The organism is Bartonella sp. CE47NXGY (assembly GCF_042195415.1).
Classification (GTDB): domain Bacteria; phylum Pseudomonadota; class Alphaproteobacteria; order Rhizobiales; family Rhizobiaceae; genus Bartonella.
Map to the genome: position 1 here is coordinate 1 of NZ_JBHIOI010000001.1, position 17,257 is coordinate 17,257.

The 17,257-nt window shown below is 38.7% G+C and carries 15 protein-coding genes and 6 pseudogenes; 17 read left to right on the forward strand and 4 right to left on the reverse strand.

All coding sequences use genetic code 11. The annotated features are described in order from the left end of the window. The 8 genes and pseudogenes from ACFIL3_RS00005 to ACFIL3_RS00040 form a co-directional block, all read left to right on the forward strand. Positions 1–279 (forward strand): annotated as a pseudogene (locus ACFIL3_RS00005) (filamentous hemagglutinin); the annotation flags it as partial. Further along, on the forward strand, positions 276–680 hold the full coding sequence (locus ACFIL3_RS00010; protein WP_375675007.1) for a hypothetical protein: 405 nt from the start codon (positions 276–278) through the stop codon (positions 678–680). The pseudogene ACFIL3_RS00005 and the gene ACFIL3_RS00010, both read left to right, overlap by 4 nt. Continuing rightward, complete coding sequence (locus ACFIL3_RS00015) at positions 668–838, forward strand: hypothetical protein (protein WP_375675009.1); 171 nt, start codon at positions 668–670, stop codon at positions 836–838. Before ACFIL3_RS00010 ends, ACFIL3_RS00015 begins: the two co-directional genes overlap by 13 nt. A gap of 21 nt (positions 839–859) precedes the next feature. Continuing rightward, complete coding sequence (locus ACFIL3_RS00020; protein WP_375681735.1) at positions 860–1,336, forward strand: hypothetical protein; 477 nt, start codon at positions 860–862, stop codon at positions 1,334–1,336. 727 nt (positions 1,337–2,063) lie between these two features. Then, positions 2,064–3,077 (forward strand): annotated as a pseudogene (locus ACFIL3_RS00025) (hypothetical protein); the annotation flags it as partial. Beyond that, positions 3,072–3,370: pseudogene (locus ACFIL3_RS00030) on the forward strand (glycoside hydrolase family protein); the annotation flags it as partial. The pseudogenes ACFIL3_RS00025 and ACFIL3_RS00030, both read left to right, overlap by 6 nt. A gap of 66 nt (positions 3,371–3,436) precedes the next feature. Next, positions 3,437–3,638: pseudogene (locus ACFIL3_RS00035) on the forward strand (hypothetical protein). A 146-nt stretch (positions 3,639–3,784) separates the two neighbouring features. Continuing rightward, positions 3,785–4,002, forward strand: a pseudogene (locus tag ACFIL3_RS00040) (hypothetical protein). A 60-nt stretch (positions 4,003–4,062) separates the two neighbouring features. On the opposite strand, the gene ACFIL3_RS00045 reads toward ACFIL3_RS00040, so the two are convergent. Then, complete coding sequence (locus tag ACFIL3_RS00045; protein WP_375668549.1) at positions 4,063–4,335, reverse strand: type II toxin-antitoxin system YafQ family toxin; 273 nt, start codon at positions 4,333–4,335, stop codon at positions 4,063–4,065. A 9-nt stretch (positions 4,336–4,344) separates the two neighbouring features. Continuing rightward, positions 4,345–4,625, reverse strand: a pseudogene (locus tag ACFIL3_RS00050) (type II toxin-antitoxin system RelB/DinJ family antitoxin). Positions 4,626–4,902: 277 nt separating this feature from the next. Between ACFIL3_RS00050 and ACFIL3_RS00055 the strand changes: the two are divergent. The 3 genes from ACFIL3_RS00055 to ACFIL3_RS00065 all read left to right on the forward strand — a co-directional run bounded on the left by ACFIL3_RS00055 (position 4,903) and on the right by ACFIL3_RS00065 (position 7,949). Further along, positions 4,903–5,865 (forward strand): L-threonylcarbamoyladenylate synthase, encoded by a 963-nt coding sequence (locus tag ACFIL3_RS00055; protein WP_375681736.1) that lies wholly within the window; start codon positions 4,903–4,905, stop codon positions 5,863–5,865. Between the two features lie 2 nt (positions 5,866–5,867). After that, positions 5,868–7,277 (forward strand): FAD-binding oxidoreductase, encoded by a 1,410-nt coding sequence (locus ACFIL3_RS00060; protein ID WP_375611115.1) that lies wholly within the window; start codon positions 5,868–5,870, stop codon positions 7,275–7,277. Between the two features lie 144 nt (positions 7,278–7,421). Beyond that, positions 7,422–7,949: a DUF6101 family protein gene (locus tag ACFIL3_RS00065; protein WP_375638047.1), complete on the forward strand. Its 528-nt coding sequence runs from the start codon at positions 7,422–7,424 to the stop codon at positions 7,947–7,949. Between the two features lie 1,086 nt (positions 7,950–9,035). On the opposite strand, the gene purD is transcribed toward ACFIL3_RS00065, so the two are convergent. Then, positions 9,036–10,310 carry a phosphoribosylamine--glycine ligase gene (gene purD, locus ACFIL3_RS00070; protein ID WP_375681737.1) on the reverse strand — a complete coding sequence of 425 codons (1,275 nt, stop codon included), beginning with the start codon at positions 10,308–10,310 and terminating at the stop codon, positions 9,036–9,038. Positions 10,311–10,400: 90 nt separating this feature from the next. Between purD and ubiA the strand changes: the two genes are divergently transcribed. Beyond that, positions 10,401–11,405 carry a 4-hydroxybenzoate octaprenyltransferase gene (gene ubiA / locus ACFIL3_RS00075; protein ID WP_375628320.1) on the forward strand — a complete coding sequence of 335 codons (1,005 nt, stop codon included), beginning with the start codon at positions 10,401–10,403 and terminating at the stop codon, positions 11,403–11,405. A gap of 238 nt (positions 11,406–11,643) precedes the next feature. Here ubiA and pdxH read toward each other — a convergent pair whose 3' ends face one another. Then, positions 11,644–12,267: a pyridoxamine 5'-phosphate oxidase gene (gene pdxH, locus ACFIL3_RS00080; RefSeq protein ID WP_375628318.1), complete on the reverse strand. Its 624-nt coding sequence runs from the start codon at positions 12,265–12,267 to the stop codon at positions 11,644–11,646. Positions 12,268–12,593: 326 nt separating this feature from the next. Here pdxH and ACFIL3_RS00085 point away from each other — a divergent pair, with 326 nt between their 5' ends. The 5 genes from ACFIL3_RS00085 (at position 12,594) to ACFIL3_RS00105 (ending at position 17,063) form a co-directional block, all read left to right on the forward strand. Beyond that, positions 12,594–13,499, forward strand: a complete 906-nt coding sequence (locus ACFIL3_RS00085; protein WP_375628316.1) for a DnaJ C-terminal domain-containing protein — start codon at positions 12,594–12,596, stop codon at positions 13,497–13,499. 127 nt (positions 13,500–13,626) lie between these two features. Continuing rightward, positions 13,627–14,445: an enoyl-ACP reductase FabI gene (gene fabI / locus ACFIL3_RS00090; RefSeq protein WP_273787904.1), complete on the forward strand. Its 819-nt coding sequence runs from the start codon at positions 13,627–13,629 to the stop codon at positions 14,443–14,445. A 148-nt stretch (positions 14,446–14,593) separates the two neighbouring features. Then, the gene (gene aroC, locus ACFIL3_RS00095) at positions 14,594–15,682 is read left to right on the forward strand and encodes a chorismate synthase (protein ID WP_375613029.1); all 1,089 of its coding nucleotides are present in this window, start codon (positions 14,594–14,596) and stop codon (positions 15,680–15,682) included. Between the two features lie 15 nt (positions 15,683–15,697). Then, on the forward strand, positions 15,698–16,801 hold the full coding sequence (gene ribB / locus ACFIL3_RS00100) for a 3,4-dihydroxy-2-butanone-4-phosphate synthase (protein ID WP_375613028.1): 1,104 nt from the start codon (positions 15,698–15,700) through the stop codon (positions 16,799–16,801). Positions 16,802–16,808: 7 nt separating this feature from the next. Continuing rightward, positions 16,809–17,063 (forward strand): exodeoxyribonuclease VII small subunit, encoded by a 255-nt coding sequence (locus tag ACFIL3_RS00105; RefSeq protein WP_375611123.1) that lies wholly within the window; start codon positions 16,809–16,811, stop codon positions 17,061–17,063. Positions 17,064–17,257: the final 194 nt, after the last annotated feature.

Consider the following 17,257-nt stretch of genomic DNA (forward strand, 5'->3'; position numbering starts at 1 on the left):
GCATCCGGTCTGTTAGGTTATGTGAGTGATGGCAAACAAACCACTGTTGGCTTTGATGGGCATAGATATGACTTTGTCAGCAGAATTATTGGCGGCAATGGCTATACCTACGGGACACTCCCTGCTGGTAGTAACGTTTTGACAGAATGGTGGAGAGTGATCATGAATCCCATAAGCTCCCATACCTGTCTTGGAGATGCGGGGCGTATGTGCAACATGCTTTACGGCTCATCTCATCGTGAACAAGTTCCTTCAAGTAAATCATGGAGTAAAAAATGAAACAAATCTTAAAATTATTAAGTGCGATAACTCTATTGAGTATAGCTGGGTGCCAGTTTAATAAAACTCCTGGGGGGTATTTGAGCGCGTGGGAGAAAAATGGTGTTACTGATTTTACTGAGGTAGGAAAAGCCTTATTAGAATGTGGAATGCCAACCCCTTATGATACTGATCCAGAAAGCAGAAAGCTCAGCTACAATGCAATAGCAACCATAGAAGCTTGTATGATTCAATCAGGTTTTCGTGATAAAGTGGGAGGGGGAACTTGGTGTGTAAATCATAAAGCCGAGGATCTTCCCATTTGTCGTCCAGGTGCTGTCATACCACAGCGCAGTGTCAAGAAGCGCTTGAACAGCCCGTTTTGTAAAAAGCATCCAGAACAATATGAATGCTATCCTTAAGTTTTGCTGTTTGTGATGATCAACAATCTGCCATCCTTGCCTTTGCTTGGAATGGTGGGATTGTTTTCTCAACCAATCATCTCAATATTGTTCACCGTTGTTTAAGCAGCGATGACAGAAAATATCAACAGGCTTACGAGCTTTTTTATTGTAAATAAATCCATTGAAAGAGGGGAAGAATGAAGAAAATCTTAAAACTATTGAGTTGCATAGCTCTCTTAAATACAGCTGGATGTGTTAACCAACCTCCTCCATCAACTTTAGCATTATGGGAAAAACCAGGTGTCGATAAAGCGATGATCCAACAATCCTTATCAAAATGTGGTTGGAAACCGGTTTATGCTTCTTCTAGTGATATGAATTCGTATGCGAGTGAATTTGCCTCAGTTTATGAGTGCATGAAAAAAGCAGGTTTCCGATATAAACTGCAAGATTCAAAAGGGATCTATTTTACACAACCTCCCAAAAGTGGCTCATTCCTAAGCAATTTAATGATAGCAGGATATCAGCAATTTATGGACAATGACACCTTTGGTGTGACCAACAAAACGAAACAGGAAGGGGCTTTACTAACGCATTTTGAGGATGAAAGAAAACGTCAGCAAAAGCAAAAAGCTTTACAAAAGCGATCACCAAAGCGTCCTCCCCATCGTTAAAAGGTCGTTGGATAAAATCACGAATGAAGTAGGGGATCAAAGCCGTCTCCTTCTTTATTCAAGCGGGTGGCACTTTAAATAAGGCAGCATTCATGGTGTTGGCGCTGATATTATCGCTGGTACCAATCCTGTTTATGCAAATGGTGAGCAGAGCGGGAATATCACCTTGGGAGCAGGTAAAGATATCATTTTTGAAAGTGTACAAAACCAGCTCGTGGGTGTTGCTACAGCCCTTGGCTCTTAAGACGATTCATAAGAATCATTTTTACTCCTTTCTTCTATAGTTTTTACCCACACATCAGCCCCGCTTATGATGTGCAAGCAAGTGATTTTGATTGATTCAAGATAAACAGATTTGAAATGAGAGAATCCTACGTTATTCGGGAGGCTAATTCAATATAAATAACGCTAGATTATTATTATAAATCAATATCTTGTTATATAAAAAAAACTAATCCGTAGGAGATTGTTGGAAATGTTGGAACTATCCTTGGTACTTTTGCTGGGCTTAGCAACGTCAGAGCGAAAGAAAATATCGTACGAGTAGGGCAGCGAGATGGACACAAACTCTATGAGTATAATTACAAGGGCGCCCCAGAGCGCTATCGCGGTGTAATGGCGCAGGATGTTTGAAGTCAAAACCTGAAGCTGTTTTCTTGCATAAGGCGATAGGTTTTTTGCATGTAGATTATAGCAAGCGTGGCTGTGAGATGGAAAGGGTGCAGTGATGGAACAAGAAAACACAAATTCTCTTTTAAAGTTGTTTGATCCAAAATTTTTGCGTCCTTTAATGTATCAGGTTATACCGCAGTTACCTAGATATTTATTGCAACAACGCTCGATGCCTCCAAGCACGCCGTTGGAAGGACGATACAAGCCAAGTTTTTTAGAACGGGCTGCTTGTCGCACAGACCCTTTTGATGCGAGCAATGGGGATAATACTCCACAAAAATTGAGTCCTACAGAGCTTATTCGTGGTTCTCAAGCAGGGACAGAACAAGCTGGGAAAAAAACGCCAGCAGAATTGATTATGTCTACAGATGATTTAAAGCGCCAAATGCCTCCATTGCCGGATGTTTCAAAGGATACTGTTAAGGTACAAGAGGCGCCAGAGCAACAAAAGCATGACTTCTCAGAGTAGGGAGGTGTTGCATCAATGATTCCTCAATCTCCACTTGTTGGGAACATTGATCAGTCTAGTGGGGATGAAGCTGGTCGACAGCAAAAAGATGTGATGGATTATATTGCTCAACTTAATGAGAAATCTATAGCGGCAAACTCTTTGAAAAACGATTCTGGAAATGATGAGGAAAAGCTTTTTGATGCACCTATAGGAGAAGAAAAACATTTGAATGCACACTTACCAGAAGAGGAGCATTTAAAAGCAAATGATATGCCAGAACAGGCAACCGATTATGTAAACGCCGTTGGGAACTTTATTCATAAAGATGCAAATCCAAGCAGCTTATGGGAGCGTTTTAGAAAATCAGAATTTTCCGAGCATCTCATGGATTTTTTTGCGGGGTTAGCATCAGGAAAAACACCACAAGAAAGTTTTTCAAATGCATCTATCCTTATGCGGCAGGGCAACAAGGAACGCGCACAACATAAACAAACTTTGCAATTTTTACGCTCTAAAGGGTATAGCGATGAAGATGCGCAAGCACTCACGCAATATCCAGATCTTGCCATGAAAATCATAGGCAACACGTTAAGCCCTCAAGAAGGCTATAGAACACTACTTAAAAGGCTTAATCGGGGGATTATGAATCTGTACCAACCGAATTGCAGAAATGGACCAAAGCGGGAGGCAAACGTTTACAAGGTCTTGTACACCGGCGTGTAGCAGAGGCAGGACTATGGGCGAAAGGGGCTTATGTTTCTTCCAATTATCAAACAGTAGAAACGCAAGCACCAACGGGGGTTTTCAAAGCAGAAGCATTGGCACCGATTATTGGTTCTTTCTCAGGTCTTGGCGGTTTTTTAGCGGGCAATGGTCTAGTTCAATGGGCTTTAGCCGCCATTATGGTTTGAGCCGCATATGCTGGCATTTTCTTTGTTGCTAAACGTTTTCAGGAGCACTGCCTATGAATCTTATGGATGAAAAGAAATCTGATGCTAACAGGTGCGGCTTTAGCCGCTTTTTTTTATGATTTTAGCAAGAGCTTTTACTCTTGGAAAAAAAGCAGAACAACAAAAGCAAACAGAAAAAGCTTTAAAAGCAGCCACAACACGTTTGGCGGTGGAAAGTGAAGTTAATCAAAAAAGTGCTGCTGATGTGCGTGCTGCTCTCTTTGATTGATTGCGCGACAAATAAATATGCTTCTTCTTGTGTTGGTTGGTTACCAATTTATTTAGAGAGGCAAGATGTCAACGTCATCAGTTCTAATTTAGCAAGAGAGATCTTAAAGCACAATAATCTAGGTGAACGCTTGTGTGGGTGGAAACATGGTTAGAAAAAAAACACAAGACGATATAGAAATTACAGAAGTAGAAAAGAAATGCTTCAAGAAATGATCATCACCTATCAAAGCGTGAAAATGATGTCTCGCTTGATGAAGTGGATAGCATTTTTTCTTTTTTTGCTTATCCTTGATTTTGCACGCCTCATGGATGCAATAGACAACATCTTCGCACATTTAAAACAATGGTTCTCAAAAAATTAGAAAAACTGACATACAAGCAAAACTACGAAAAATTCTTTTTACTATGAATTGGAGATCCAATCATAAGCGTAGTTCAGAATGCAAACCAAGTCGTAAAAGCTCTAGTGTTTTGGCATCTGGCTTTCGATAGATCAAAACTAAATCTGGCTTGATATGACAATCACGACAATTGCGCCATTGACCTGTTAGCGCATGATCTCTCCAATGCGCTTTTAGCGGTTCATTCTCCGCTAACGCTTTGACTACAAGCAGCAAATCCTTCTCTAGTGTATTAGCATACCTACCTTTGCTTTCACGTTTAAGGTCAGACCGGAATGAACGCGTATAGACAATATAGCAAGCTTAGGTTTTCTTTTCAGATTTACGCATTTCGGTTCTATCTTCGCGTATCATGGTCCTTAAGCTGTCTAATGATGTACGTTCGACGCATCCCATTTCGGCATCCTCGATAGCTCGTAATGTTTCCGGATTTGGTTGAAAAATCCAAGCGGTAATGTTCGATCTCTAGCAATGCGGGTCATAAACATGCGTACTGCATCCGATACAGTTAAACCCGTAGACTTAATAACTGCACTTGCAATTTCTTGAACTTGATCAGGTATGCGGGCTTGAATTTTTCCCATTTCTAAATCCCCTATTCAATTGTAGTACAATGTACTGCACGTTAAGTCTATGTCAAGAGTTTCAACAATAGCTTTTCACAAGAGAACTTAGCAAAATTCAAAAAATTATTAGAGAAAGTTAGAAGAATAAGATATGTTTTGTAGAAGAATATTGGAAAATCCTATTCCCTAACCTTTATTTATGAACCCCATACTTAAAAAAACATATAAATCAATGTGATATATGAATAAAAAAGAGCATAATATCACTAAAAGAGTGTTATAGAAATGATGTGTCATGACGATTCTACCACTCGATAGTGCTTCGATAAGAGAGGCAATAGCGCTTCTTGAACAAGGGAAGTTAGTAGCGTTACCAACGGAAACTGTTTATGGATTAGCGGGCGATGCAACCAATGGGAGGGCAATTTCTTCTATTTACTCTACAAAGGGTCGTCCACAAATTAATCCTCTTATTGCGCATGTTAGCGGCATCGAAATGGCGGAACGTTATGTTAAAATTGACTTTCTTTCACGCCAATTAATAGAGGAATTTTGGCCAGGGCCTTTGACATTGGTTTTGCCTTTAAAGGAACAGCATAATATCCATCCTTTAACAACCTCTGGTTTGAATACCTTGGCTGTTCGTTTTCCAGACAGTCGTTTTGCGGAAGTGGTACAACATTTTGGCCGTCCACTTGCTGCTCCTAGTGCGAATCAATCGGGGCGTCTTAGCCCTACTTCAGCTGAGGCTGTTTTTGCATCTTTGGGGGAATCTGTTCCTTTGATATTGGACGGAGGACCTGCTAAAATAGGGCTGGAATCAACGATTATTAAAATTTGTGGTGAAAATATTTATCTTTTGCGTCCAGGGGGGCTTGCGGCTGATAAAATTGAAGAGGTTGTGGGGAAGCCTTTAAAACGGCTAGATCAAAGGGCGGCGATTGAAGCTCCTGGGATGTTAAAATCGCATTATGCTCCCAATGCTACGGTTCGTTTGAATGTAGAAAAGGTGGAAAATGGTGAAGCGCTTTTAGCATTTGGTTCAAAGCGTGTTATGGGGGCTGAAAATGCCGTTTCTATTTTAAACCTTAGCGAAGATGGAAAGTTGGAAGAGGCAGCCTCTCATTTATTTCAATATATGAAGGAATTAGATTCATTTAAAGTGAGATGTATCGCAGTAGAACCTATTCCATCATACGGATTAGGAGAGGCTATCAATGATCGTCTTATACGGGCTGCGGCTCCAAAGGAGAAATGAACATGGAGCAGGAATTAATTGAAGGGTTTAGGGAAATTGTTGGTGCTAAGCATGCTATAACGGATCAAGCTTTGATTGCACCGTATTTGCTTGAAGAGCGTGGGCTTTTTCATGGAAAAACACCTTTACTTTTACGTCCATCTTCTTGCGCAGAGGTCTCATCGATTATGCAGTTAGCGAGCAAAACGCGCACACCGATTGTGCCACAGGGTGGAAATACAGGGCTTGTGGGGGGACAACAACCAGATGAAGGAGGAGGGAGCGTTCTTTTATCCATGGAGCGATTAAATAAGATTAGAGCTATAAATCTTGAGGGAAATTTTGTTGTTGTAGAGGCTGGTGTTATTTTACAGGATTTACAGAAAAAAGTGGATGAATCAGGTCGTTTTTTCCCTCTTTCTTTGGCATCTGAAGGTTCTTGCCAAGTAGGAGGAAATCTTTCGTCGAATGCTGGAGGGACAGCTGTTTTAGCTTATGGCAATATGCGTGATCTTTGTCTTGGTTTAGAAGTTGTTTTACCGGATGGGCGTATTTTAGATGATTTGCGTTTTGTTAAAAAAGACAATAGCGGTTATGATTTAAAAGATCTTTTTATTGGTGCAGAAGGCACATTGGGAGTTATAACCGCAGCCGTTTTGAAGATGTTTCCAAAAATAAAAGGAAAAGCTGTTGCTTTGGTGGGATTATATAGTCCGGCGAAGGCCTTAGAGTTTTTATCTCTGGCTCAAGAATATGGAGGAGGGATGTTGACAGGTTTTGAGCTCATGGGAAATCCCAGTTTGCAAATGGCTTTAGATTATAAGATGTGTGAGAAGCCTCCTCTTCAGCGGAAACATGAATGGTATGTATTAATGAACATTTCATCGTTGCAAGGCAATGATGAGGCGTTATCGGTATTGAGTACTATTTTAGAAGAAGCTTTAAAGAACGCGGTGATAGAAGATGCAGTTGTTGCGCAATCTTTAAAACAGCAAGATTTTTTTTGGCAATTACGAGAAAGTATATCATCAGCACAAAAGTTAGCAGGAGGGTCCATTAAGCATGATATTGCAATCCCACTTGCTTCTATTCCTGATTTTATTGCTGAGGCAGCGCTCATTGTTGAAGATATTGCTCCAGGAGCACAGGTGATTTGTTTTGGACACATGGGCGATGGAAATTTACATTATAATATTACACAACCTGTAGGAGCTGATACGACAGTGTTTTTGCAGTTATGGTCAACAATGAATCATCGCATTCATAGTTTAGTGGTGGACTATAGAGGTGCATTTTCTGCTGAGCATGGAATTGGTCAGCTTAAGCGCGAAGAACTTCGTTCTTTTAAATCGCCTGTCGCATTGGATATTATGCAAGGGATTAAAAAAACACTCGATCCTTTAGGGATAATGAATCCTGGAAAAGTATTATAATTCAAGAATGGTGATCATGCATTTTTGTTTAGATTTTAATAACCAAAAAAGAAACCAGTTGTTTTTTATTCAAACTTTTAATAATCCAATGAGAAAAAGCTGCTAAAGGGTGTATGTTATTTAAGATAAATTGGGATAATGTATATGGCTAATCAATGCTTTAATCAGGCAAAAGCGGTGCTTGAATTTCGGTTAGATCCGTGCCATTTGCCACAAACGACGACATATTTTTCATCCAAAACGGGTAATCAGGTTATTTGTTCGTTAAATGAGCGTGGTGTTTCTTTTAAAACGGATATGCCTTCAAGCTTATCGCATTTAATACCCCCTTATCATTTTCAAGGAATTGCAGCACGTACCGTAAAAACGCGTTCAGGAGAAAGAGCTGTTTCATTAGAATTACTTCATGCCGATGAGGAAGCTTGTATACCGCTTTTGGTTTCCAGAGATTTGAATAATGTTCTTCTGGATTGGCGGTTATGGGCGGATACTTATGGCCTTCCCATGCTTATGATCAATGAAGATAATCGCATTCTGGTTGTAAAAGATCGTTCTGATTTACATCGATTTTTTGGTACAACAGCACATTCTAAACAAAAGCATTTTTTACTTCGTTATAGCAATCCGTTAGGCTTGCGTTTGGTGATTGCGAATCGAATTGCACTCCAGTAAATTAACATGCATTCATTTTTGTACGACCGTCAGCATTTATCTTGTTGTGCTGTAAAACATCGTTGTTTGGGGAGGTAACATAAGGCATGTAAACTTCACACATGAAGTGTTGTTAGAAGATATGGCGAATATTCTTAAGTTTGCTTGTAGGTCTTTGTGTAAGTGCAGCATATGAGTGGGAAGCAAGAGGAACCCGCTTAATGAGAATTCAGACCTTTACAGACGGGATTTGGTGTGACTTTTGGTTCTTGAAAACAAAGAGAAAGTCAATGATTGTAAATGAGAGTTTTTTGACACCATACATTGGCAGCAGGAATCGATGATATAAAACGCTTTTTTCAGAGAGGGAAAAACGGTTTTCATAACAATAGAAACTGTTTTTTTGCGGTATAATTTTGGGTTTTTGCCACATTATTAAAAACACCAGAAGATTACTGGAAGTGTTTTTGAATTTTTTTTTATAAATCATTTCTCCATGTTGAATGAAAGCTTTGAATATTGCAGAATATTCTTATTTCATCTCTCTTTTATAATCAAAATCATTTAGATAGAAAGGGTTATCGTAATATTGAGAATTGGAAAATACAATGATGGTATAGGTTTTTATTTTTATTCCAGAAAGCTGGCAGAATGGATTTATACTATTTGCAGGTAGTGTCGTAAAATGGGAATGATAAGCATGAGAGATATTGTTTAAGAATTTGTATGTGAATAACATAACTATCTTTTTTGGGCATTTTATTTTTCGTAAAAGCGGAATTTCACTAAAAACGCGATAAATAAAAGGAATGATAGTATATACGTTTTTCCTCAGGATTTTATAAGAAAGAAAGTGTTTATAAAAATGATGAGAAAATGCGTTTAAAGTAAAGACAACAGTAAAATGATTATTTTATATTACATCTTCAGATTCAGAAAATTTTCCTATTTTATCATGAGTAGATATCCTATTTACAATATTTGATTGTTCAAAGGAAAGCACACTTATTTTTTCAAAGTTATGGTCAACGTAAAACAGTGAGAAAATTTTTGTATCATGCTCTTATATAAAATAAGAAAATCGTAAAAAAAGAATATTCAAAGGATTTAATTTTCTCGCGCAACGGCTCTCCATCCGATATCTCGACGAACAAAACCTTCTGGCCAATCAATACAATCAACAGCTTCATAAGCACGTTTTTGTGCATGCGTAATCGTTTTTCCTGTTGCAGTTATATTGAGTACACGTCCACCATTTGCAATGAGTTCTCCATCACGCAACACTGTACTAGCTTGAAAAACTTTCACATCGGGAAGAGTGTTTACTTGATCAACGTTACGGATAACAGTACCTTTTTGGGGAGAGTCTGGATAACCACTAGCAGCCATAACAACGGTGAGAGCTGTTTTTTCAGACCACCGAAGAGGCTTATTTTCAAGTTTTCCTTGAGATGCAGCAAGAAAAATTGGCAAAATATCATCTTTGAGGCGCATCATTAAAACTTGACATTCAGGATCACCGAATCGTACGTTAAATTCAATTAATTCGGGTCCTTTTTGCGTTATCATTAATCCGACGAAGAGAATACCTTTAAAGGGGGCGCCCATTTCTTTCATGCTTTTTAAAGCTGGTTCAACAATTTCTTTGAGAGTACGATTCACTATTTCTTGGGTCATGATGGGCGCTGGTGAATAAGCACCCATACCACCGGTGTTTGCTCCAGTATCCCCATCACCTACACGTTTATGATCTTGAGCAGATCCAAAAGGAAGAGCAACTTTACCATCACAAAGGCAGAAGAAGCTTGCTTCTTCACCTTCAAGAAAAGATTCTACAACAATTTTGTTTCCTGCATCTCCAAATGTACTTTTGAAGCAGGCATCAACTGCGTTAAACGCTTCTTCCATAGTTGTTGCAACCACGACACCTTTGCCAGCTGCTAAGCCATCAGCTTTAATAACAATGGGAACACCTTGTTGCTGAATGTAAGCTTTAGCTTTAGAGGCATCATTAAAGCATTGGTAACTTCCTGTAGGAATGTTATTCTTCCGACATAAATCTTTTGTAAAGGCTTTTGAACCTTCTAGTTGAGCAGCTTTTTGAGTAGGACCAAATACACAGATGTTAGCGCTATTAAGAGAGTCTGTTATACCCGCCACCAAGGGTGCTTCTGGTCCTACAATTACAAGATCAATAGAATGTGCCTTACAAAAATCAATAACAAGGGGATGGTCATCAATGTTTAAATTAATATTTTCACCAAATTCTGTTGTTGCAGGATTTCCAGGAGCACAATATAACTTTGTTAGCAGTGGTGATGCTGCTATTTTCCATGCTAAAGCATGTTCTCGTCCACCTGAGCCAATAAGAAGAATATTCATTGCTTGCTCCTCTCATAAAAGATAATTAATCTCATCCCCTTCTCATAAGAATGAAATGTCTCTATCGCAAGACCAAAGGTAAATCATTTGATGAAAAAAAATAAAAATATCGCGCATGTTCAGTCCTATGATAGCCAAGGACGGGTTATGGATGCATCTTCCAAACAATGGGTCTACAGCTTCCTTCCCCGTTCTTTATGGTTTTATGCGCAATTGGCGCGTTGGGATCGACCTATCGGTTGGCAATTGTTGATGTGGCCTTGTTTTTGGTCAACAACAATGGCTTTTTTCTCTTATAACATGCATTACGATACTCTTTTATCAATGTTTCTTCATTGGGTTTGGTATCTTTTTCTTTTTTTTCTGGGGTCTATTGCTATGCGAGGGGCAGGATGTACTTGGAATGATCTTATTGACCATAAAATTGATGCTCAGGTAGAAAGGACACGTTCTCGCCCATTGCCAACAGGTCATGTGAGTCGGTTTCAAGCGAGAGTTTTTATCCTTGTGCAATGTTTTGTTGGTTTAGTCGTTTTATCACAATTTAATAGGTTTAGTTTTTTTCTAGGTATTTCGTCATTGATAGCTGTTGCATTTTATCCTTTTATGAAACGCGTAACATATTGGCCGCAGTTTTTTTTAGGCGTTGCATTTAATTGGGGGGCATTAATGGGGTGGGCTGTTGTCTTTGGAAGTTTAAGCTGGGCACCAATCTTGCTTTATGTGGGATCAATTTTGTGGACCATAGGATATGATACAATCTACGCACATCAAGATAAAGAAGATGACATTACTGTTGGTGTCCGTTCTACGGCTCTTCTTTTTGGTAAAGCAACCAAGCGTGCTTTAGTATTTTTGTATGGTGGTTTTGTGATGTTCGTTAGTCTAGCATTTTATTTAGCTGGAGTTCCTGTTCTTAGTTTTTTGGGGATTTTTGTGGCAAGTATCCATATGTTTATTCAAATTAAAGTCATTGATATAGATGACAGTTCACAATGCCTCAGGCTTTTCAAATCTAATTCGCTTATTGGTTTTGTGATTTTTGCTGGTTTAGTATGTGGGGGTATATGGATGATATTTTATCCTGCGGTCTAAAAATAAGTTAGCTAAAATCATAGTTTCTACTGAATACAGTATGTTTTTTTTTAATAAGCTTGTTGCTAATCTATTTTTAAGCAATACAGTAGAAAATATCACCAATTAACCTTTACAGTGAAAATAAAATTCTTCTATTTAAATAAAATAAATCATCTTCTTTTAGAATTTTTCGAATAAAAAATATTTGTTTAATTGTTGCGAAGAAAAAATCTTCATAACGATGAAGTTTGAAGGATTAGGGATAAAGTTTTTGTCTTTTCCAATCGCTGTGTTCAACACAATCCCGTGTAAAAAGCAAACGATCATGTAAACGAAATGGGCGATCGCACCAGAACTCTATAGAAAGGGGTTTAACACGAAACCCAGACCAATAAGGTGGTCGTGGAATATTGCCTAGAGCATAACGCGCAGTATATTGAGCAATTGCTTTTTCGAGCACAAAACGATTGTCTAAAGGTTGAGATTGTTTAGAGGCCCATGCACCAATTCGACTACCACGTGGTCGCGATTGGAAATAGGCATCGGCTTCCTGTTGACTTACTTTTTCAACGATTCCTCTAATTCTGACTTGACGACGGAGTGATTTCCAATGAAAACCTAAGGATGCTTTCATTGATTTTAAAATTTCTTGTCCTTTACAGCTTTCATAATTGGTATAGAAGACGAATCCTTGGGGACTGTAGTCTTTGAGGAGAACCATACGAACATTAGGGAGTCCTGTTTCGTCAACTGTTGCTAATGCCATAGCATTCGGATCATTTATTTCACTTATCGTTGCCTCTTCAAGCCACTTTGCGAAAAGTTCAAAAGGTTTTTGCATTTGCATAAAATGATCATCTGTTGGTATTTTTTTGCTCATAGTTTCTCCAAATATCAGTGAGCATGGGTGAGGCATTTTCTCATTTACTTTATCATCAAGAAGTCACAGTACCATTTTTTCTTATTTTCAAAAAGCCAATGCTATCGTGTATTTCTATGGTAGTTTAATTATTTTTTACTTTAGCATAGACTACAAGGAGCTATATTAAATAAATATCTCATTTTATCTGGTATTTTAGTTTATTGATAGACATATAAAGAGAAAAGAAGAAATTATTCTTTAGAATAGACTGATGAAGCTATAAGGGATATTGAACAACGTATCAGTTGATATTTTGAAAACGAAGAAATTGAAAAGAGGGCAATATGCGTGATCCCTACACGATTTTGGGTGTGGCACGTACCGCAAAATCGCAAGAGATTAAATCGGCATTTAGAAGATTAGCGAAGAAATATCATCCAGACCATAATAAAGATGATACAAAGGCTAAAGAGAAATTTGCTGAAATTAATCAAGCCTATGAAATTATAGGTGATAAAGATAAAAAGGCACAATTTGACCGCGGTGAAATTGATATGGAAGGAAAACCGCTTTATCAAGCCTATGGTGCTGGTGAAAATTTTAGCAATAAACAAAATCCCTTTTCAGGAGGAGCAAAGGGATTTGATTTTTCCTCTTCAGGTGGTGCAGGTTTTGATACGAGTGATATTTTTCGGGATCTGTTTGGAGGAGGTGGTAGCTTTTCGAATTCCACACACTATAACCGTCCCCAACAAGGAGCACATGTTCGTGCTAATCTTGCCATAACATTAGAGCAGATGGTTGGCGCAGAAAAGGTGGAGGCTGTTTTTCCAAATGGGAAAAAGTTAAAAATTAAACTTCCAGATTATATTGAAGACGGACAGGTTATTCGTTTAAAAGGTCAGGGAGAAGCGGTACCTCACGGGCAAGCAGGAGATGCGTTAATAACCATTCAGATTCAAAAACATCCTCGTTTTCGGGTTGAAGGAAGAGCACTCCATCTTGATTTACCAGTTTCTCTTAAACATGCTGTTTTGGGAGCAAAAGAAGAAGTTGAGACGTTGGAGGGGCGTGTGGTTTTAACGATTCCTGCGTGGTCAAGTTCTGATCGCGTTTTACGGTTGAAAGGGAAAGGGCTTCGTTTAAAAAATGGTACAAGAGATGATCTTTATGTGCATGTTCGCATTATGTTGCCGGGAGATGAAAATGCCGCCGCACTAGAACAGTTTTTGCAAATGCAACAAGATTAATTTTAAAAATTTTATATATAAAAGCGTAGTTTTTGTTTGATTTTAAACCAATTGCTTGAAGAAAAAGTTGACCTGTGTCATAGGCAGGTGAATAATACTAATTTTAAGTAACAATGGGGCAGTGCTGATGGCTAAGGGTAATGGTTTATTGTACGGTAAGCGTGGTTTAATTTTGGGGTTGGCCAATAATCGCTCCATCGCTTGGGGAATCGCTAAAGCGGCAAGTAGCGCAGGGGCAGAGCTTGCTTTTACCTATCAGGGTGAAGCAATGAAAAAGCGTGTCGAGCCTTTGGCTGAAGAATTAAAGGGATTTGTTTGTGGACATTGTGATGTTTCTGACAGTGTCTCTATTGATACGGTCTTTAGAGAAATAGAGAAGAAATGGGGAAAACTTGATTTTTTAGTTCATGCTATTGGTTTTTCTGATAAAGATGAATTAAGTGGTCGTTATATTGATATCAGCGAATCAAATTTTATGATGACCATGAATATTTCCGTTTATTCCCTAACAGCTCTAACGAAGCGTGCAGAAAAATTGATGCCAGATGGTGGTTCAATCTTGACACTAACCTATTATGGTGCAGAAAAGGTTGTTCCCAATTATAATGTAATGGGGGTTGCCAAAGCCGCTCTTGAAGCGAGCGTGAAATATTTAGCGGTAGATTTAGGTCCCCAAAATATTCGTGTTAATGCTATATCTGCTGGACCAATTAAAACGTTAGCGGCTTCTGGTATTGGTGATTTTCGTTATATTTTAAAATGGAATGAATATAATGCTCCATTACGTCGTACGGTAACAATTGAAGAGGTTGGTGATTCTGCGCTTTATTTTCTTTCAGATTTGTCTCGTTCTGTTACCGGTGAAGTCCATCATGTCGATTCGGGTTATAATATCATAGGTATGAAAGCAGTTGATGCACCAGACATTTCTGTCGTTAAAGAATAAAGTTTGGTTTATAAGATTTTATTAGACAGCAGTAATTTGACCAAATTTAAGGTGTCCAAGAGTATTTGGGAGAAAAGAGCTGTTTTGTGTATAGCACACAACATACGTTATCGTTGTATATATTTGACAGAGAAATGGATCTTTTTTCATGTCGCATAATACATTTGGTCATTTGTTTCGTGTAACAACATGGGGTGAAAGTCATGGTGCTGCTCTTGGTTGTGTCATTGATGGTTGTCCACCTGGAATTATTTTTACTCTTGCAGAAGTTCAAGCTTATCTTGATAAACGCAAGCCAGGACAATCAAAATACACAACGCAGCGCCGAGAACCAGATGAAGTAGAGGTCCTTTCAGGAGTTGTTGTTCAAGACGATGGAACGACATTGGTGACAACAGGTACACCAATTTCTCTGTTGATTCGAAACACAGATCAACGCTCTCAAGATTATGGAGCAATTGCTCATCAGTATCGTCCAGGACATGCGGATTATACTTATGATATTAAATATGGCATTCGTGATTTTCGAGGCGGGGGACGTGCTTCGGCACGGGAGACGGCAGCACGTGTTGCAGCAGGTGCATTTGCTCGTAAAATCGTTCCTGGTTTGATTGTACGAGGAGCAGTGATAGCAATTGGTCCTCATAATATTAATCGTGATCGTTGGGATTGGTCAGAGGTCGATAATAATCCTTTTTTTACAGCTGATGCAGAGATGGTTCAAATTTTTAGTGACTATATCAGTAAACTCCGTAAAGAGGGGACATCTGTTGGTGCGGTTGTTGAGATCGTTGCAGAAAATGTTCCGGCAGGTTTAGGAGCCCCTATTTACGCAAAGCTTGATCAAGATATTGCCTCGTTACTTATGTCGATTAATGCGGTAAAAGGTGTGGAAATTGGTGATGGTTTTGCGGCAGCCCGCTTGAGGGGAGAAGAAAATGCGGATGAAATGCGAATGGGAAATGATGGAAAACCGCTTTTTTTATCAAATCATGCGGGAGGTATTTTAGGGGGAATATCGAGTGGACAGCCAATTGTTGCGCGTTTTGCTGTAAAGCCTACTTCATCAATTTTAACACCTCGTCGTTCCATTGATGTTGATGGTCATGATATAGACGTTATAACAAAGGGACGTCATGATCCATGTGTTGGGATTCGTGCCGTTCCTGTTGGTGAAGCGATGGTTGCTTGTGCTATTGCTGACCATTATCTAAGACATCGCGGTCAAGTTGGGTGATTGAAAAGGTGAACAATGGCGTATGATGAAAAAAAAATTGTTTCTGCACTTAAAGCTTTTGAACGCGGTGAAATTGTTGTGGTGACAGATGATGATGACCGTGAAAATGAGGGTGATTTAACTGTTGCTGCAGCGCATTGTACAGAAGAAAAGATGGCGTTTATTCTTCGTCACACAACAGGTATTGTGTGCACACCTATGCCAAAAAAAGAAGCAAAACGGTTTAATCTTTCTCCTATGGTACCAGATAATAACTCTGCACATGGGACGCAATTTACGGTTACTGTTGATTTTAAACACGGCATAACAACAGGGATCTCAGCACATGACCGTACATTAGCTGTACGTAATCTTGCGAATTCAAATGCAAGTGCGGATGATTTTGTTCGTCCAGGGCATGTTTTTCCTTTAATTGCGCATGAAGGGGGAGTGCTCATGCGTTCAGGTCACACGGAGGCCGCTGTTGATTTATGTAAATTAGCTAATTTGCCGCCGGTTGGTGTTATCGGTGAGTTAGTTAATGATGATGGAAGCGTTAAACATGGCGATCAGATTATGAAATTTGCGCAAGAACATCGGTTGCATATTATAACGGTTGCAGATTTAATTGCTTACCGCCAACGTAAGGAAATATTGATCAAGCATGTTGGAGAAATGCCTATTGAAACATTCGTAGGTCCCGCTATTGTTCAAAGTTATCAACTCCCTTGGGAAGTCGTTCAGCATATTGCAATTGTTTTTGGTGATGTCCGTGAGGGTGAGAATATTCCTGTGCATTTACATCATGAAAACATTATAAGTGACGTTTTTTGTCAAACTTCAGATATTATGGTGATGATGCGGCGTATGATGGAAAAAGAAAAACGTGGCGTATTTATTTATTTGCGTGAAGGATCTGTTATACAATCAACTGTTGGTATTCAAAACATGACAAGAAACAGTTCAGAAAACCATGTGCAGGCGATTGCACGCGAAGAAGAATGGCGCAAAATTGGTTTAGGATCACAAATTTTAAAATATTTAGGAATAGGCTCTGTTATTGTTTATGCTTCTAAAGAGCATCATTATGTAGGTTTGGAAGGTTTTGGAGTTCGTATATCCAGAACAGATATTTTTTGAGGTTCATATGAAAAAAGAGATACAAGAGGGGGATATTACGACCTTAAGCTTTGAGCAAGCGCTTAAGCAACTTGAAGTTATTGTCGAAAATTTGGAACGTGGCGATGTGCCTTTGGAACAATCCATTGATATTTATGAACGCGGTGAAGCGCTTAAAAAGCATTGTGAAAAACTCTTAAGAGTTGCTGAAGCTAAAGTTGAAAAAATCCAGCTTTCAGAAGAAGGTTTTCCAGAAGGAGTGGAACCACTTGATGCTAAATAATTTAAATCTTTTTGGATATTTATTGTGGGACTTAAGAGAAGCAATAACCTTAGTTTATAAACAGAAAGTTTTATTGATTTCTTTTTTATAAAATAAGTTAAAAATGAGGAAATTATAGCTCATCTCAAATAGAAAAGAGCATTTTCAGTAAAAAAGATGCAAAACTGTAAATAAAAGAGTAGAGAAGATATATT

Coding starts and splice junctions, on each gene's coding strand:
- ACFIL3_RS00015 (WP_375675009.1), top strand. CDS start 668: ATGCTATCCTTAAGTTTTGCTGTTTGTGATGATCAACAATCTGCCATC.
- ubiA (WP_375628320.1), top strand. CDS start 10,401: ATGAAAAAAAATAAAAATATCGCGCATGTTCAGTCCTATGATAGCCAA.
- ACFIL3_RS00010 (WP_375675007.1), top strand. CDS start 276: ATGAAACAAATCTTAAAATTATTAAGTGCGATAACTCTATTGAGTATA.
- ACFIL3_RS00085 (WP_375628316.1), top strand. CDS start 12,594: ATGCGTGATCCCTACACGATTTTGGGTGTGGCACGTACCGCAAAATCG.
- ACFIL3_RS00105 (WP_375611123.1), top strand. CDS start 16,809: ATGAAAAAAGAGATACAAGAGGGGGATATTACGACCTTAAGCTTTGAG.
- pdxH (WP_375628318.1), bottom strand. CDS start 12,267: ATGAGCAAAAAAATACCAACAGATGATCATTTTATGCAAATGCAAAAA.
- purD (WP_375681737.1), bottom strand. CDS start 10,310: ATGAATATTCTTCTTATTGGCTCAGGTGGACGAGAACATGCTTTAGCA.
- ACFIL3_RS00060 (WP_375611115.1), top strand. CDS start 5,868: ATGGAGCAGGAATTAATTGAAGGGTTTAGGGAAATTGTTGGTGCTAAG.
- ACFIL3_RS00065 (WP_375638047.1), top strand. CDS start 7,422: ATGGCTAATCAATGCTTTAATCAGGCAAAAGCGGTGCTTGAATTTCGG.
- aroC (WP_375613029.1), top strand. CDS start 14,594: ATGTCGCATAATACATTTGGTCATTTGTTTCGTGTAACAACATGGGGT.
- ACFIL3_RS00020 (WP_375681735.1), top strand. CDS start 860: ATGAAGAAAATCTTAAAACTATTGAGTTGCATAGCTCTCTTAAATACA.
- ACFIL3_RS00055 (WP_375681736.1), top strand. CDS start 4,903: ATGACGATTCTACCACTCGATAGTGCTTCGATAAGAGAGGCAATAGCG.
- ribB (WP_375613028.1), top strand. CDS start 15,698: ATGGCGTATGATGAAAAAAAAATTGTTTCTGCACTTAAAGCTTTTGAA.
- fabI (WP_273787904.1), top strand. CDS start 13,627: ATGGCTAAGGGTAATGGTTTATTGTACGGTAAGCGTGGTTTAATTTTG.